At 42.9% G+C, this 17,097-nt stretch carries 15 protein-coding genes; 7 read left to right on the top strand and 8 right to left on the bottom strand.

Annotated features, from left to right (window positions below; genetic code table 11):
- Positions 1 to 101 precede the first annotated feature (101 nt).
- From ACI2JM_RS01620 to ACI2JM_RS01605, 4 genes are all read right to left on the bottom strand, one after another.
- The gene (locus ACI2JM_RS01620; RefSeq protein WP_404641617.1) at positions 102 to 692 is read right to left on the bottom strand and encodes a hypothetical protein; all 591 of its coding nucleotides are present in this window, start codon (positions 690 to 692) and stop codon (positions 102 to 104) included.
- Positions 693 to 725: 33 nt separating this feature from the next.
- A complete protein-coding gene (locus ACI2JM_RS01615) occupies positions 726 to 1,250 on the bottom strand; it encodes a hypothetical protein (RefSeq protein WP_055123692.1) in 525 nt (174 codons plus the stop codon).
- A 113-nt stretch (positions 1,251 to 1,363) separates the two neighbouring features.
- A complete protein-coding gene (locus ACI2JM_RS01610; RefSeq protein WP_055123691.1) occupies positions 1,364 to 1,621 on the bottom strand; it encodes a YheV family putative metal-binding protein in 258 nt (85 codons plus the stop codon).
- The gene (locus ACI2JM_RS01605; RefSeq protein ID WP_404641614.1) at positions 1,622 to 3,817 is read right to left on the bottom strand and encodes a M3 family metallopeptidase; all 2,196 of its coding nucleotides are present in this window, start codon (positions 3,815 to 3,817) and stop codon (positions 1,622 to 1,624) included.
- A gap of 456 nt (positions 3,818 to 4,273) precedes the next feature.
- Between ACI2JM_RS01605 and ACI2JM_RS01600 the strand changes: the two genes are divergently transcribed.
- The 4 genes from ACI2JM_RS01600 (at position 4,274) to ACI2JM_RS01585 (ending at position 8,158) form a co-directional block, all read left to right on the top strand.
- The gene (locus ACI2JM_RS01600) at positions 4,274 to 5,386 is read left to right on the top strand and encodes a hypothetical protein (protein WP_045454884.1); all 1,113 of its coding nucleotides are present in this window, start codon (positions 4,274 to 4,276) and stop codon (positions 5,384 to 5,386) included.
- A 164-nt stretch (positions 5,387 to 5,550) separates the two neighbouring features.
- Positions 5,551 to 6,303 carry a M949_RS01915 family surface polysaccharide biosynthesis protein gene (locus tag ACI2JM_RS01595; RefSeq protein WP_404641612.1) on the top strand — a complete coding sequence of 251 codons (753 nt, stop codon included), beginning with the start codon at positions 5,551 to 5,553 and terminating at the stop codon, positions 6,301 to 6,303.
- A gap of 4 nt (positions 6,304 to 6,307) precedes the next feature.
- The gene (locus tag ACI2JM_RS01590; RefSeq protein WP_045443058.1) at positions 6,308 to 7,066 is read left to right on the top strand and encodes an endonuclease/exonuclease/phosphatase family protein; all 759 of its coding nucleotides are present in this window, start codon (positions 6,308 to 6,310) and stop codon (positions 7,064 to 7,066) included.
- A gap of 87 nt (positions 7,067 to 7,153) precedes the next feature.
- Positions 7,154 to 8,158, top strand: a complete 1,005-nt coding sequence (locus ACI2JM_RS01585; protein WP_201602701.1) for an NADP-dependent oxidoreductase — start codon at positions 7,154 to 7,156, stop codon at positions 8,156 to 8,158.
- A gap of 191 nt (positions 8,159 to 8,349) precedes the next feature.
- On the opposite strand, the gene ACI2JM_RS01580 is transcribed toward ACI2JM_RS01585, so the two are convergent.
- The 3 genes from ACI2JM_RS01580 to ACI2JM_RS01570 are packed head-to-tail and all read right to left on the bottom strand — an operon-like array spanning position 8,350 to position 11,849.
- Complete coding sequence (locus ACI2JM_RS01580; protein ID WP_404641610.1) at positions 8,350 to 8,982, bottom strand: alpha-ketoglutarate-dependent dioxygenase AlkB family protein; 633 nt, start codon at positions 8,980 to 8,982, stop codon at positions 8,350 to 8,352.
- A 17-nt stretch (positions 8,983 to 8,999) separates the two neighbouring features.
- Positions 9,000 to 9,890 (bottom strand): alpha/beta fold hydrolase, encoded by an 891-nt coding sequence (locus ACI2JM_RS01575; RefSeq protein WP_404641608.1) that lies wholly within the window; start codon positions 9,888 to 9,890, stop codon positions 9,000 to 9,002.
- A 51-nt stretch (positions 9,891 to 9,941) separates the two neighbouring features.
- Positions 9,942 to 11,849 (bottom strand): ABC transporter ATP-binding protein, encoded by a 1,908-nt coding sequence (locus tag ACI2JM_RS01570; RefSeq protein ID WP_201501767.1) that lies wholly within the window; start codon positions 11,847 to 11,849, stop codon positions 9,942 to 9,944.
- A 318-nt stretch (positions 11,850 to 12,167) separates the two neighbouring features.
- Here ACI2JM_RS01570 and ACI2JM_RS01565 point away from each other — a divergent pair, with 318 nt between their 5' ends.
- From ACI2JM_RS01565 to ACI2JM_RS01555, 3 genes are all read left to right on the top strand, one after another.
- Complete coding sequence (locus tag ACI2JM_RS01565; protein WP_045454888.1) at positions 12,168 to 13,016, top strand: hypothetical protein; 849 nt, start codon at positions 12,168 to 12,170, stop codon at positions 13,014 to 13,016.
- Between the two features lie 192 nt (positions 13,017 to 13,208).
- Positions 13,209 to 14,111 carry a fructose bisphosphate aldolase gene (locus ACI2JM_RS01560; RefSeq protein WP_404641605.1) on the top strand — a complete coding sequence of 301 codons (903 nt, stop codon included), beginning with the start codon at positions 13,209 to 13,211 and terminating at the stop codon, positions 14,109 to 14,111.
- Positions 14,112 to 14,205: 94 nt separating this feature from the next.
- Entirely contained in the window at positions 14,206 to 14,958 is a 753-nt protein-coding gene (locus ACI2JM_RS01555) for a hypothetical protein (protein WP_404641603.1), read from the top strand.
- 85 nt (positions 14,959 to 15,043) lie between these two features.
- On the opposite strand, the gene thiC is transcribed toward ACI2JM_RS01555, so the two are convergent.
- Positions 15,044 to 16,921 (bottom strand): phosphomethylpyrimidine synthase ThiC, encoded by a 1,878-nt coding sequence (gene thiC / locus ACI2JM_RS01550; protein ID WP_404641601.1) that lies wholly within the window; start codon positions 16,919 to 16,921, stop codon positions 15,044 to 15,046.
- Positions 16,922 to 17,097 lie beyond the last annotated feature (176 nt).

Here is a 17,097-nt window from a genome sequence, read left to right as displayed (position 1 = left end):
AACTGCTTTAAGTCTCTCGTCATGAGTGCTTAAGGCGGTTTTTTTTATGGGTGTAAAATCTTGTTTTCAGTAGAATATCTTATTAAAGTAACTGGCCTATATCAAAGTGATTGGTCTATATTAAAGTCTTTAGGAAGGTGAATATCGATTCGAACTTTAGGCAAATCTTGTAGGTGCTGTAAGAGTAACGGTAAGATATCAGCGTGCCAGTCTAACGCAAGTGAGCCTGTGTTTGCTAAATTAGCTGCGTTAGAAACGTTGGCTGTCTCATTTCGTGAGTGGTTATGAATAAGTGGACGTGCCAGTAGGGCAATTCTACGAATACCTTGATAACGGATGAGCGGGATAAGCTGCTCAGATAAATCATTCAACGCGGCAATCAACCATTGTGACCGTGTGGGGTGGTAAGGATGATTTGATACCACAAGATTAGCGATATAACTGGGCTGATTGCCATTACTGCTGATGCTTAAACCAGCTTGCTCAAGCGCACGTTTATGCAGTAAGCAACTACCTACACGTAAACTGCCATCACGGCATGCGCGATAGTAACGTTGATAATTATCAGCAAATAAAGTCTTAGCTTTTGTGAGAACAGGGTCTAAAAGAATCCCTGCAGTATTGACTGGTAGAATAAGCAGCTGCGCGCTACTATTTAAGATAGGGGCGTGGGTAAGTTGCAAAGTCGCCATTGTCAGCCCCTTGATAAAAGTCTAAATAATGAGCTACTGTTTGTCGCCGTTTGTCTCGGCTTCTAATTGCGCTATTTGTTGTTCAAGTAGGGTGATTTGCTCTGCTTTCATATCAGTTAATTGCTTGTTCATCGTCAGTTGTTCAGCAGCCAGTTTTTCTTGTTCGGCTAAGCGCTTACGCTCGTCTTCTAAGCGATCTATTTCTTCTTTAGCAAGACTATCTGTTTCTGGCAAAGCCGCATTTAAGATCGCATCAGCATTAGGTATTTGATTAACTGTAGTTGTCTCATTAGTATTTGACGTTAAGTCACTATTGTTTAAACTATTGTCATTATTACCTAAGGACGTAGCATCTAATTGAGTAGCGCTATCTTGTTCGGTCGTCGATGGTGTACTTTCGATAGGCGCAGTATTAGTGTCTATCGAATTGTTTTTCCAGACCAAGTAGCCAATCAGTAATGCCGCTAATATAATAATTGACCACCATTTCTGGCGTGACTTAGTGGGCTTTTTTTTCAGTGATTTGGTTGACAGAGGACGCATTTTTTGGCTTTTCATACTATAGTCGATTTATGTTAGAAATATAAGTAGCCATACTATAGCAAACTCAAAATAAAAAGCCTATCTATTGCTAGATAGGCTGGTAGCTATTAAGACTTAACGCTTAATATTTAAGGTTTGAATTTTACTGTGCCGCTGGTACCAGTAGCCATAGCATCACGTATAAGCTGATCTTCGGCATGGTTTTTGGCACTGATGGCATCAGGGTCAGGGCGATGTTCGCTATGTCCACATAATGTGCATTCAATATACTCATCAGGTTCTGGAGTGACGACGTTGATTTGTACCACCGCATCCATCGCTTGACACTTAGGGCAGCGAACACCAGATAAAAACTGCCGCTTTGGTCGCGTTGATTGATAGCGCATTTAGATAACCTCGTGCGTCGTTTGGGCATTGCTTTCAATATTGGCAGCATCGTCATTTTTAGCGTTATCAAAACCGCTATGACGTAATAAAGCATCGATGCTAGCACTACGACCACGGAAATTTTCAAAGTTGGTCTTGGCAGGGAAACTACCACCGACTGATAAGATGGTTTCACGGAAGGCTTTACCAGTGACTGGGTTAAAAATACCTTCTTCTTCAAACTTGCTAAAGGCATCTGCCGATAGCAACTCTGCCCACTTATACGAGTAATAACCTGCCGCATAGCCGCCTGCAAAGATATGACTAAAGCCGTTGGCAAAACGGTTGTAGTCAGGTGTCTGCATGATAGCAATGTCGTCTCGAACGGTATTTAGCGTGGCTAATATACCGTCATAATCTAGCGCTGGCGTCTGCGCATGAATCAATAAGTCAAACAGTGCGAATTCGATTTGACGTAGGGTTTGCATGCCGCTTTGGAAATTCTTCACCGCCAATAACGCTGCAAGTTTGTCTTTTGGTAATGGCGCGCTGGTTTCGACATGACTGCTAATCAGCGCTATACCTTCGGCATCCCATGCCCAGTTTTCCATAAATTGACTGGGCAACTCGACTGCGTCCCACTCAACGCCATTGACACCAGCGACATCACCGACTGTCACTTGGGTTAATAAATGATGTAGGCCGTGACCAAACTCATGGAATAGAGTCAATACTTCATCATGCGTCAATAAGCTTGGTTTGCCATCGAGGGCAGGGGTAAAGTTACCCACCATAAAGCAAACGGGTAGCTGCTGATGATTTTTTTCATCGTAGGTATAACGCGACTGAAAACCACTCATCCAAGCGCCGCCGCGTTTACCACTACGAGCAAATAAGTCAAAGTAAAAGCCACCAAGCACGTTATCATCAGCATCAAACAACTGATAAAAGCTGACATCGTCGTGCCAGCGTGATACGGATTCACTTTGCTCTTGGACTTTGATACCGTACAAACGCTCAACGATGGCAAATAATCCGCTAATTACTTTTGGTAAGGGAAAGTACGGGCGAATCTCTTCTTGCGATAAGCTGAACTCGCTTTGTTTTACTTTTTCGGCGATATAAGCACTGTCCCACGCCTGTAACTCCTCAATACCATAATCCTGCGCATACTTTTGCAACTGGGCCAAGTCTTGATTAGCCGCTGGAGTTGCTTGCGTGGCCAAACTCCGTAAAAAGGTTTCTACTTCTGCCACGTTATCTGCCATTTTAGTCGATAGTGAGACTTCTGCATAATTGTCAAAACCTAATAGCTTGGCTTTTTGCTCACGTAATTGCAGGATTTGACTCATGATATCGGCGTTATTTAGCGACTCACCTTTGGCATTGGTATGCGCATCAAACTCAGAAGCACGCGTGACATAAGCGCGGTATAGGGTCTCGCGTAGTTCGCGGTCATCCGCATGGGTCATGATGGCAAGATAAACAGGGATGTTTAAGCTTGCAACGTAGTAAGGACTTGGCAACGCATCGACTTCTACTTGCGTAAGAGTACCGTTGGCAAGCGCCCGAGCTTTATACTGTTCGCCAGCATCTGCGAGTAGCGCCAGTCCACTTTCTGTTAGACCTGCTAATTGCTCTTGCTGCAGCGGTAAGGCATAAGCTTGGGTGGCGTCTAATACATTGTCTGAAAAGGTCGCTGATAAGGTAGAAAGCTGACTTTGAATAGCCGCAAATTTTTCTTGTTCATCTTTTGGTAATGCGACACCTGACAGCTCAAAACTGCGTAGCGCAAGCTCAATAGCCCGCGCTCGTGCAGGCTCAAGCGCCGCAAAAAATGCTGTGTCATTGACGATAGTTTGATAACGATTAAATAGCGGCTGATGCTGTCCCACACGTGTGCCATAAGCCGATAGTGTGGGTAGCAGTTCATGATGGACATGACGAATGTCATCATTGCTCATGACGCTATTCAGGTGCGATAAAATGCCCCAACTGCGATCCAATGCCAGATTAATATGATCAAAAGTCATAATATCAGCCAGCGCTTGCTCAGCACTGATATTAGCAGCGCTGTTATGGTTATCAGCATCTGCGCTCATCTCATCTAAAAATGTATTGGCTGCATCGATGGCACTGATGACATGGCTTTGTAAGGTACTTGGCGAAACGTTGTCAAAATCGACAAGGCGTAAATCTGCAGGAAGGGTTTTCATAAAAGTATCCGATATCTGATCGTAGTGAATGAATTATTATTGAGTAAACGTCGCTTTATATAAGAGATTGGCTTGCCGTGACATTTAGAACATTATTAGCTTTGTGTTATTTTTCTTTTTTTGCTGTCTTATCGATAAGCTATATAAAAGATGGGTTCGTTTGACGAAAATACAACCTAATTATTGACTATATAAAGTATGAGGCGAGAAGATAGTGACTATTAAACGGGTTTAAAGTCGATCCGTCAGGCTTTTAGAACAATACAGAGTGTTCTACTTACAAAGCGCTATCATTTGCTTGCAAATTAACCCTACAGCGAGTGAGGTTTTACTGCTAGCATCAAGGCAATGGAATAGAAAGATTAAGCACTATTGATAGCAAAAACTATGAATCAGTTGATTAACAGTAAAAATCATAATGTTAAAAGTAAATGATAATAAAACAAGGAGCAATAAATGAAAGCGACTCTCAAAAGTTTACGTGAAACCAAAGCCAATCCTGCGGTTAGTATCTTTGTTAAGACTCATCGCGAGCATCCTGCTAATGATCAAGATCCCATTGCCCTGAAGAACCAATTAAAAGTGGCTGAAGAACGCTTAACCAACGAATACGATAAGCGCACAGCGACTACCATACTCGATAAGATTCATGATAAAACCAAAGAGCTAAATCACAACTTAAATCTTGATACCTTGGCTATTTTTGCTAGTACTGAGGATGTGCAAGTTATCCGTATGCCGATTGACACCACGGAGCGTGTGGTGATTTCACATCGTTTTGCGACTCGAGATTTGGTGCGTGATATGGCAAGCGCGGTGCATTATTACACCTTGGTGCTCACTCGTGATAATGCCCGCTTGATTGAAGCGTCTAATGATCGCGTGGTGAGAGAGTTCGATAAGGACGATGACTTGCAAAAAAACATGGATAATATTCCATTTCCTATTGAAAACAACGGTCTATATACGACAGGCGATGGTGGATCGGATCGCTCGTCTAATAATGAAAGCAGCTATCTAAAAGAGTTTTTTAATCAGGTTGATAAAAGCGTACAAGAGTTGTGGGGTGAGCATAAAATGCCTTTGGTAGTAGTTGGCGATGCTAAAAATATCGGCTACTATAAAGAAGTTTGTGATCGTCCAGACAACATCATTGCCACAGTGTCAAATGCGACCAATCTAGAAGATGGTAGTGCTCAGCATATTATCAATAGTGTGCAAGAGGCGGTGGAAGGCTATCGTACATCATTGCATCAAGCTGCCATGGGTGAGATTGATAAAGCACGCGGTGCCAATATGTTGCAAACAGATCTACAAGAAGTCTACCGCAGTGCCTTCCAAGGTGCAGGCGAGACGCTTTATGTCCGTCGTGGTTATATACAATCAGCCAAAATTGATGAAAAGGCACAGACTTTGAGTCTTGCAGATGATGCGGCTTCAGAAGGCGTTACTGATGATGCCATTGGTGAAATCATTGAGCATGTCATTCATAATGGTGGCGAAGCAGTATTTATGCCACAAGATATTATGGGTGAAGATCAACCAATTGCTTTGGTGACACGCTATTAATTGCTAGATAGTGGCTATTGATGACAATCCTTTGCGAATTCGCCATTGATAGAAGATAGGTATAGTATGGGAGCATTGGTTCGATAAGAATCAATGCTCTTTTTACATTGATGATATATTAAGCCTTTATCTAAAACTTATACTTGATTGCCTTAGGTTGTTAAATGATGCTAAATAACATACCAAATACTCTTATGCAATTTAGCGTCACAGCAATGATAGCCTTTAGCTCCAGTCTCAGTATGGCAGAGACAGATGTGAATAATATATCTGTGAGCCATCTATCATGGGGTCAATTGCCGCCTTCTATTCAAAACTATTATCAAATAAACTCTAAAAAAAATAAAATGAGGTTCAAGACCAAAGATATTGTTGCTATTCGTTCTTGGATTGGCACAGTAGGAGAACAATATTTAGTTCAATTACAGCGTTTCAATTCAACCAATAGCCCTGACGAGCCAGCAGGAGAGGTCTTCACGCATTTATATGTTATAGATGAACAAGAGGCTTTACGAGTATGGCAAATATATGACTATGTACCCTGCGATGGGTTAGATGTAATCGCAGAATTCGCTAAAAACACCGCCGTAGTGACTGATATTAATAATAACGGTATTGTCGAAGTGAGTGTGCCTTATTATCTCGGTTGTCGTGGTGACGTAAGTTATGATGAGATGAAAGTAATCATGTACGAAGGGCAGCAAAAATTCGCCATCCGTGGTAACTCTGCAATTTGTAACGCCAAGATAGGTCAGCCAGTAGACGCTACTGGTTATTATGGTGGCGACTATAAGGTTGATGAAAAATTACTACAGCAATCAGCGCTATCAGCTTCTCAAAAATCAGTATTTAGGCGTCACTTGCAATCAGTGTGGCGAGATAATCAATGTTCCATTTATTTTAAGTATGATGACTAATTTTATGACTACCACAACCTCTTTTGTGCTAACCAGCTATAACATTCATAAAGGCATGTCGCCGATGAATCGCCAAGTTAAAATACAAGGTATCGCCCAAGCGCTTGATATTATTGGCTCCGATGTACTGTGTCTCCAAGAAGTGCAAGGTCAGAATCTTAAGCGCAATATGCAATACAACGAATATCCTGATCAATCGCAACATGAATGGTTTGGGGAGTATTTACAGCTGCAAAATAGCTATGGTAAAAACTCAGAGTATGAAAATGGTCATCATGGCAATGCGGTATTGAGCCGTTTTCCATTGGATCCTAAGCATAACGTCAATATCACCGTTAATAAGCTTGAGCAGCGTGGCGTCTTGCACTGCGAAGTACAACCAGTTGGATGGGATGTACCAGTCGTTGTATTGTGTGCACACCTAAATTTGTTTGAGCGTGATCGCATCAAGCAATATGAAGCCATTGCCAACTATGTTCGTAATGAGATTGCACCTGATCAACCACTAATTTTGGCAGGAGATTTTAATGATTGGAAAAAAATGTCTTGTGATAAGCTGGCTACTAGCTTGGGTATGACCGAAGCTTTCAAGCACTGTCATGGCAAACTGCTGCCAACTTTCCCAGCCAAGCTTCCTGTGCTGAGCTTAGATCGTATTTATGTGCGTAATCTAAGAGTGAAAAATGCCTGGGTGCATACGGGCAAACCATGGTCGACACTGTCTGATCATCTGCCGCTCAGTGCGGAATTGGCACATTTATAAATGATTATTAAATAAGCTTAAGTTATTCACTAAAAATAAAATTGAATGCAAATATAAAGTAATAGATACCTATAAGGATATATAACGATGTCTACTCTTTCTCATAATGTGCTACCAACGACCCAACATGCTGTACTCATACGTGAGTTTGGCGAACCTGAAGTGATGAGCTATCAAGAGGATGTGGCCATTCCTGTGTTAACAGACAATCAGGTGTTGGTCAAAGTTGCTTACGCGGGTATCAATCCTGTCGATTACAAAACGCGTCAAGGCAAAGGCTGGGGCGCTGATGCCATTCAAAAAGACAAGTTTGATAAAAATGAGCCTGCAATTTTGGGGTTTGATATGTCAGGCACTGTGGTCGATAGTCGTAGTGAGCAATTTACTATCGGTACACAGGTCGCTGCCCTGACTTTTCATGGTGGCTGTTATGCAGAGTATGTAGCAGTCGATGCTGACATGCTGGCAAAAGTACCGGATTCTGTCACATTAGAGCAAGCAGGTGCGCTGCCTTGTATTGGACAGACGGCGATACAGTTTGTAGAGTTTGCAGATATTCAAGATGGTGAGCATGTGGTGATAAACGCGCCAGCAGGCGGCGTGGGTCACTTGTTGATTCAGCTGCTCATGGATAAAGTGGCTAAAAACAATATCAAGGTGACCGTCATTTGCTCACCAGAGAAATATGCCAAGCTTGATGAAATAATAGATACCAATCAGCTTACAGGTTGGATTGATTATACCAAAGATGGTGAATTCCCTGAATTAAAGGCAGATGTGCTACTGGATTTGGTCGGTAATGAGGCAGGCGTGCGAGCGCTTAGCGTGCTCAAATCAGGCGGACGCGTGAATGTATTACCAACCATTTGGGTGGATAAACTCAAAGAAGCGGGTAGCCAGAAACAGTTAAAGGTAGCAGGTTATAAGGCGCAGCGTAGTGGTGAAGATATGGCCCGAGTTTTACAGCTCGTTGCAGATGGTAAGCTAACGCTACGTATTCAGCAAACCTATCCACTGTCTGAAGTGGTCGCGGCTCATCATGAGCTGCAAAAAGGTGCTGCTTTTGGCAAGATCGTTTTAAAAGTGAGCTAGAGTATGTGCTTAATCTGAAGGCATGCGACTAAATGGGCTAAAAGTGGTTAAATCTTGCCAGATTGCATCAAATAGCTGGTTAATATTCCGATATTAACCAGCTATTTTTCTTATTTGGCTACCGTTTATCTCATTTTTATCACCATTTTCAAAACGAGGACGCGCTCTAGCTTATATTAAGTTACATTAATTTAATGCGGTAGCACTTTTCGAAACGTGAGGCTGATTCGCCCTGATGTGACAGTTTTAGTTTTTGTAATGGTATGCATCCAAAAATCCTGCGTATCGCCATGCATAACGATAAGCTGACCGGACTCAAGATATAGCTCAACTTTGACGGGCTTGTTCTTTTGTCTAATAGTTTTATGCTTAAAAACAAATTTTCGCCTAGCACCGAGCGATAAAGAAGCAATAATCGGCTGCGCGCCCAGCTCTTTTTCATCGTCGGCATGATAGCCCATACCATCCTCACCAGAGGGATAGTAATTAAGCAAGCAAGAATTAAAATCAACGTTGATGCCACTGCTTGATAACTGCTGCTCAATATGTCGTTTTACGTGCAACATCTGCTTTGTCCATGGAATGGCTCGACGCGTCTGTCCAGAGTAATAATAACTGACATCGTGGTCACCCATCCAGACGATTTGGCGAGTGGTAACATGCGTTTTACCAAACAACGTCACGATGTCAGACTGCCAAGGTAGCTCGGTTAGTAAATTATTATACAGGGCGTTAGCATCATTGATAACTACCCCTAAGTCATTGACCTGACCATCGTAAGGCAACAGATTGTCAGTCGGTGTAGGCGCAAAAAGGTCAGTCATCACTTAGACGGCTCAGCTTATTTATGACTATGATAATGCTCATTGATAACTTGAGCACATAATTCAGGTGCTTCCATCGGCAGTAGATGACCGTAATCTAACAAAGATATCATGCTGTCATCAGGGACGAATTTTTGCCATTGTTGTCGCACTTTATGGTTGATAAACAACGTCGGCTTACCAGTGATAAGTGTATAAGGACAGCTCAATTGCTTGAGGGCGGTATCGATATGTGGCGCGCCGAAATAGTTGGCGAGCTCCTGCTCAGGCGCAAATATCAGCGTGTAACTGCCATTGATATCTTTGGATAAACTTTGCTCTGCAAATACCCGCAAATGCGCATCACTCATTCGTCTATAAGCACGTTGAGCGCGTAAGTTCTCATAATAATCATCGATGCTTGCCCAAGTAGATTGTTTGGTGAGGGTGCTTTTAAACGGTTCGCGGCTGAGCAGAAGCTTACGCGGCAATAGATTATAGAGTCGGGCTTGTGGTTTGGTAAACGTCACAGGCTCTATTAAATAGAGCTGTGAAAACAGATCTGGGCGCTGGGCTGCAGCGATGGCAGTGGCAGTGGCTCCTTGCGAATGACCAATACCAACGATGGGTTTGTCTTGCGTTTTTTCTAAAAATTCAATAAGTATCTCAGCATCCTGCTCGCGCGTAAGACGACGGCGCTGCGGCTTGTCATACCAATAGCCACGAAGCGCAAGCGAGCTGATTTTAAAGTCAGTTGCCAGCGCATTTAATAAGGGACTATAAGTACCAACGGTAAAACTATTGCCACCATAAAAGTGTGCTGGCACGCGAGAGGCAGTATTTGATTGTATCGATGGTGTAAGCTGGCTAAGGTTATAGTAGCGCGCTTGTTTTCCACTAATATTAATATTTTTTGCAAATGCTTTCATAATGTACACACCTCCTTGTGTCTGATTTTTAATGAAAATTAAGGGTTGTACTTAGCTGTCTTCACCTAAAAAACCACCACTTTGACGGTGCCACAAGCGAGCATAAACACCGTGTAGATTTAATAATTCATCATGGCTGCCTTGTTCGATAATTTGACCTTTATCCATGACCACCAATCGATCAAGTGCGGCAATGGTAGAGAGACGATGGGCAATCGCAATGACCGTTTTACCTGTCATAATGTCATTCAGGCTTTCGGTAATGGCAAATTCAATCTCAGAGTCAAGGGCGCTGGTCGCTTCGTCCAATAGTAAGATGGGCGCATTTTTCAGCATAACACGTGAGATGGCGATACGCTGACGTTGACCGCCAGATAGTTTGACGCCGCGCTCACCGACTTGGGTATCAAGTCCTGTATTGCCTTTATCATCATATAAGTCTTTAATAAAGTCCCATGCTTGCGCTTGCTTGGCAGCGGTAATAATTTCTTCATCGGTTGCGTCAGGACGACCGTAAGCGATATTTTCACGTACTGTCCGATGTAGCAAAGACGTATCTTGCGTCACCATACCTATCTGCTGGCGCAAAGACTCTTGGGTGACTTCATCAATTGCTTGTCCATCGATAAGGATTTTACCGCTATCAACATCAAAGAAGCGTAACAATAAATTAACTAAGGTAGATTTGCCGGCACCTGAGCGCCCAACCAAGCCTATCTTTTCGCCGGGTTTAATGTCCAAATAAAAGTTATCGAGCAGTTTAGTCTTCGTAGTAGGCGTTGCTGATGTTTTCACTGTATCTAAGATATCGCCTTCGACAGCGTCGCTATCATTCTCATAACTGAAATCAACATGATCAAAAACGATACGACCTTCGGTGACTTTCAAGGCGGGTGCATTGGGCTTATCAACGATTTTTTGCGGCGCTGATAAGGTACGCATGCCATCTTGTACGGTTCCGATACTTTCAAATAGACTGGCAGTTTGCCACATGATCCAACGAGTCAAACCGTTCAAACGTAGTGCCATGGCTGTCGCGGCAGCAATCGCACCGACACCGACCGCGCCTTGTTGCCATAAATATAAGCCAATAGCTGCAGTGCCACTAACCAAAATCACACTGATTAGATGGGTTGATACTTCTAAGTAACTGACCCAGCGCATCTGTGCATGGACGGTACCTAAAAATTGCCCCATGGCATTTTTGGCATAACTCAGCTCACGGCGTGAATGGCTAAACAGCTTGACGGTCATGATATTGGCATAAGCATCGGTAATGCGGCCAGTCATCAAGGCACGGGCATCGGCTTGCACAATGGCAGTTTGTTTGAGCTTAGGAATAAAGTACCAAATGGTCAGCGCAACCAAGACTAGCCAAACGATAAACGGGATTAATAATAGGCTGTCCAGATTAAATAAAATGACACCTGACGTAATAAAATAAACGGTGACATACATAAACATGTCGGTGACGGTCATGACTGTATCACGTACGGCCAGTGCGGTTTGCATTACTTTGGCTGAGACACGTCCAGAGAATTCATCTTGATAAAACTGCATCGATTGCCCAAGCATCCGCTGGTGAAAGCGCCAGCGCATTTGCATAGGAAAGACGCCTTGCAAGGTCTGAAAATGGATGAATGATGACAATGCAATCCATAGCGGACTCATGATCATGACGGCTAGCATGAGCAGTAGCATATCGCCTTTTTCTAACCACAGATTCTGCGGTGTATAGACGCCTAGCCAGTCAACAATATTCCCAATCCAAGCAAATAGCATCGCTTCATAGATGCCAATGCCCGCAGACAAAATCATAAATATCAATAGCCAGCCACGTAAACCGTTGGTACACGCCCACAAGAACTTTAGCATGCCCTCACGGGGTGAAGGTAGCGGCATAGGGGTTTCAGGAAAGGCAGGGAGGCGAGTTTCAAAAAATCGAAATAGAGCATTCATAGGCAGTCATAAAACATCAATAGCAGTACGCCAAAATCAACGACATTACTCGTTATTTTGAATCTTTACTTTTGTTATTAGGATTGAGTACTATTTTAGCAAACTTCCCAATCAGACCTGCATGCTAATTGTAAATTGAAGGCTAAAGAGCTACTTGTCAGCAGTCGAATAAAAGCCAATAAATAGATTGCTGTGTAAGAAATACTTTGTTACATTCTATGGCTTTATCCTAATTGGCGGTTCGCGCTTTATCTTCAGTATATGAATGATGAGCGAATAATGTCCCCATAAAGCGGCAGTTTAACAAGGTAATAGCTCATGATATATTTGACGATAGCGGTGCTTTGTAGTGTCGCCGTTTCAGTATTGCTAAAAGTGTTACGACAGAAAAATATAGACATACGGCAGACTATCGTCGCAGGCTATCCGGTGGCTTTTCTGCTGACGTGGTTTTTATTGAAGCCAGACGTCAGTGGACTCGGTACGCTTGGCAGTGCATGGGGCATTATTATCGCGCTTGGTATCCTGCTTCCCGCCGTGTTTATTGTCCTTGGAAGGGCGATTGAATCTGTGGGAATGGTAGCAACCGATGCGGCTCAGCGGCTATCGTTGATTATTCCTATCGTCGCGGCTTTTTTATTGTTTGGTGAAATACTGACCAGCACGCGAATATTTGGACTGTTATTGGGCTTTCTAGCACTCGGAGCGTTGATTTATCGTCCACAGCAGGGTCAGATTAGCAGACAATCGAAGCATACACCGCTATGGTTGTTTGGCGTCTGGGCAGGCTATGGCATTATTGATATCTTGTTCAAGCAAGTTGCCAAGCAGGGCGCTGCTTTTCCTCTTACATTATTTGTCAGTTTTGGCTTAGCAGGATTATTGCTGTTTATTTATTTGCTGATTACGCGGGTGCGCTGGCAGGGGAATGCGCTCGCAGCAGGATTGTTATTAGGTGCGCTCAATATGGGCAATATTTATGCTTATGTACGTGCGCATCAATTATTATCCGAGTCGCCTAGCATCGTCTTTACCGGTATGAATGTCGGTGTCATTGCAGTGGCAACCTTGATAGGGGTTGGTGTGTTTAAGGAGTCGCTTAACCGTATTAATGTATTGGGTTTATTATTAGCCATTTGCTGTGTGGCAGTGCTGTTTTTAGCATAAACGTTTAGCCTAGTGAGTTTGCTTATAGGATAGGTGATAATTATTTTATCAACGCGTTAACTTATCAGATATAGGCACAAAGAGCGTCCTATGATAAGGTTGTCTACAAACAGTAAGGCTGATATTAGCCAATAAAAAGCGATTTACTTTGTGACACTTGACCTTAACAAATAACAATAGGACGCACTCTCAATGGAATATCAAAACCAATATAACAAACAACTACAACGTATCAAAAATGGTTCAGGGTTCATTGCAGCACTTGATCAAAGTGGTGGCAGTACACCAAAAGCGTTAGAGAATTATGGTGTCACAGGCGATGATTATGACAACGATGAAGCCATGTTCGACCAAGTGCATGAGATGCGCGCGCGTATCATGACTTGTGAGGCTTTTGATAATGAGCGTGTGCTTGGGGCGATTTTGTTCGAAGATACTATGGAACGTGAGGTCAATGGCAAACCGACGGCCAATTACCTATGGGAAGAGAAAAATATTGTGCCATTTTTAAAAGTGGATAAGGGTTTGGCTGAGCAAATGAATGGTGTCCAAGTGATGCGTCCTATGCCAAATTTAGATTTGCTACTCGATAAAGCCAAAAACTATCCAGTATTTGGTACCAAAATGCGCTCAGTAATTTATGAGCCGAATGTCGATGGCATTGAGCTGGTCGTGCAACAGCAATTCGATGTGGCAAAACAGATACTCTCAAAAGGCCTGATGCCAATCGTAGAGCCTGAAGTCGATATCAACAGTAGCAAAAAACATGAATGTGAAGTCATACTAAAGACCAGCATTTTGCACAACCTAGATCGTTTGACTAACAACCAGCAAGTCATGCTAAAACTGACCTTGCCAGAAGAAGCGGGTTTTTACCAAGAGCTAATCGATCATCCAAAAGTGCTAAAAGTTGTGGCGTTATCGGGCGGCTATAGCCGTGGCGATGCTTGTGCCAAGCTTAAGCAAAACCCCGGTATGATAGCCAGCTTCTCACGTGCCTTTACCGAAGGATTGAGCAAACAGCAAAGTGATGATGAGTTTGCTAATACTATCAACACATCTATCGAAGAGATTTATGAGGCGTCGAAAGTGTAGGTTGTCCCGAATGCTATTAGCTTATAAGTTATTATTTAACCTCAGAAAGCGCTAAGCTTGCTGAGGTTTTTTATTATAAAAGACTAGGATTATCATGGATAAGGTGATAGAAAAAATTAGAACCCTAAGTAAAGACATTGATTTAGAGCAGAGGTTTACTGATAATTTTAATACTAATGTTAGTATTTTCGACTCTTTAAACTTAGAAAAGATTGACAATGCGATCACTATATTTGAGAAAAATATAGAGCTTAAAAATGAATTGGAATATCAATATCAATATCAATATCAGTCTAAAGGAGACAGTTCAGAGTTAGATTTTTGGATTATTAATCATTGGGGCGGTATTCATGGATTTAAAAACACTGAAAATAATATTGATAAAACTAAAAAGTTCAAACAACAGCTAAATGTAGGTAAGTTAACAAAAGACAGCTTTAGTACTATTTCCTCTCTTTCTAAAATTGCATCCTTCATGTATCCAGAAGAGTTTTTCATCTATGATTCTAGAGTGATATATGCGTTAAACTGGTTAATTCTAACTTGTGAAAACAGGGACGAGTTATGCTATTCATACTTTCCTATACCAACCAGTAGAAATAAAATTCTAGTAAACTTTGACATACAAACTATTCTAAATATATATCATTCAGGACAATACACTGATTTTTCAGCCATGTATTATGACCAACAGATAGCATATTTCACCTACTGCAACTTTATAAAAAAAGCGGCTCAAAGCATATATGGAGAATCTGAAAAACCATATCTCATTGAAATGCTGTTGTTTGTTTTAGCTGATAAAGAGATATTTAGTGAGATAAAAAAGGTAAAATTAGTATTTTAATAATTATCTGTATTTACTTGATAAAAAAAGGGGCTCATCTGATGAGTCCCTTTTTTATATCTTAAAAGCTATTGTCTATAAAGTTTTAAGCTTCTTTACTTTTCAGCCCTGCCGCATAATCCCGCACGTTCTGAGTGATCTTCATTGAGCAAAACTTAGGTCCACACATCGAGCAAAAGTGCGCCGTCTTATGCGCGTCTTTGGGTAAGGTTTCATCATGAAATTCGCGTGCGGTATCTGGGTCGAGCGCCAGATTGAACTGGTCGTCCCAGCGGAATTCAAATCGGGCTTTAGATAACGCATTATCACGAGCTTGTGCGCCCGGATGTCCTTTGGCAAGGTCGGCGGCATGAGCAGCGATTTTATAGGTGATGATACCGTCTTTAACATCTTTTTTATTAGGCAGACCTAAATGCTCTTTTGGCGTGACATAGCACAGCATGGCCGTACCGAACCAGCCAATCATTGCCGCGCCAATCGCACTGGTGATGTGGTCATAACCGGGTGCGATATCAGTCGTTAATGGTCCCAAGGTATAAAAAGGCGCGTCGGCACAAACTTCTAACTGCAAGTCCATATTTTCTTTAATACGGTTCATTGCTACGTGACCGGGACCTTCAATCATGACCTGTACGTCATGCTTCCACGCCACTTGGGTCAACTCGCCAAGAGTACGCAGCTCACCAAATTGCGCCTCGTCATTGGCATCTTGCAAACAACCTGGACGTAAGCCATCGCCTAGACTAAACGCCACATCGTACTGCTTCATGATTTCACAAATGTCTTCAAAATGAGTATATAAAAAGCTCTCTTTATTATGAAACATGCACCACTGCGCCATGATAGATCCGCCACGCGAGACGATGCCCGTTAAGCGTCCAGCAGTTAGCGGCACATACCGCAGCAGCACACCGGCGTGAATTGTAAAGTAATCGACACCTTGCTCTGCTTGCTCAATCAGCGTATCACGGAATATCTCCCACGTTAAATCTTCAGCCACGCCATCGACTTTTTCTAGCGCTTGATAAATTGGCACCGTACCAATTGGTACGGGCGAGTTACGAATCAGCCATTCACGCGTTTCATGAATATGATTGCCCGTAGATAAATCCATAATGTTATCCGCACCCCAACGTGTGGCCCATGTCATTTTAGACACTTCTTCATCGATAGACGAACCCAGCGCTGAGTTACCAATATTGGCGTTAATTTTAACCAAAAAGTTGCGCCCAATAATCATTGGCTCAGATTCTGGATGGTTAATGTTATTTGGGATAATGGCGCGCCCAGCAGCCACTTCACTGCGGACAAATTCAGGGGTGATAATCGCAGGCGTATTAGCGCCAAAGTTCTCACCGTCATGCTGACGCATATCGGTCAGCTCATGCTGCTTTTGCGTTTCGCGAATGGCGATATATTCCATTTCTGGGGTGATGATGCCGCGGCGTGCATAGTACATCTGCGTGACGTTGCCAGCTTTGCCATCGACATCTTTGGCGCGGCGAGGTTTGTCGATATGAGCAAATCGTAAATTGGCAGTACTGATATCGCGGGCGCGTGCCATTCCGTAAGAGCTAGACAGTCCGCTTAACTGTTCGGTATCACCGCGCTCAGCAATCCAACCTTCACGAAGCTTTGGTAAGCCTTTGGTCAAATCAATCTCGACGTTGGGATCGGTATAAACGCCTGATGTGTCATAAACATAAAATGGTGGGTTCTGTTCCCATTCGTTCTCAGAAACGCCTTGTACAGGGGTAGGATCAAGCGTGATTTCACGCATGGGTACTTGAATATCGGATCTAGAGCCTTCGATATAGACTTTACGGGAGGCGGGGAGTATGCGGTGTAAATCGCGAGCGTCTTCTTCGAAACGAGCATCACTAGCACTGCGGTGAGCAGGGGTCTTTAACGCGTCTGTCTTAGAAGGTTTTTGAGAAGGAGAAGTGGCTAATAAAGTTGTCATATGCTGTCCTAGCGTGTTGGTTTTTGAATAAAAGCAACACCGCCAGTAGCTGCGGGGGTAGCATCTGTGATCCAGACAAATTCAGCTCATGAGCATCAGCCTACGACCAAAAAACATAGTCGCGGATGATGCTCATCAAACGTTGGACGCAGCTTTATATCAGTCTTCACTACTTA

The organism is Psychrobacter sp. NPDC064578 (assembly GCF_044901245.1).
Taxonomy (GTDB): Bacteria; Pseudomonadota; Gammaproteobacteria; order Pseudomonadales; family Moraxellaceae; genus Psychrobacter; species Psychrobacter cibarius_C.
The sequence above is the reverse complement of the archived record's forward strand: the minus strand, read 5'-3'. Positions and strand labels throughout refer to the sequence as shown.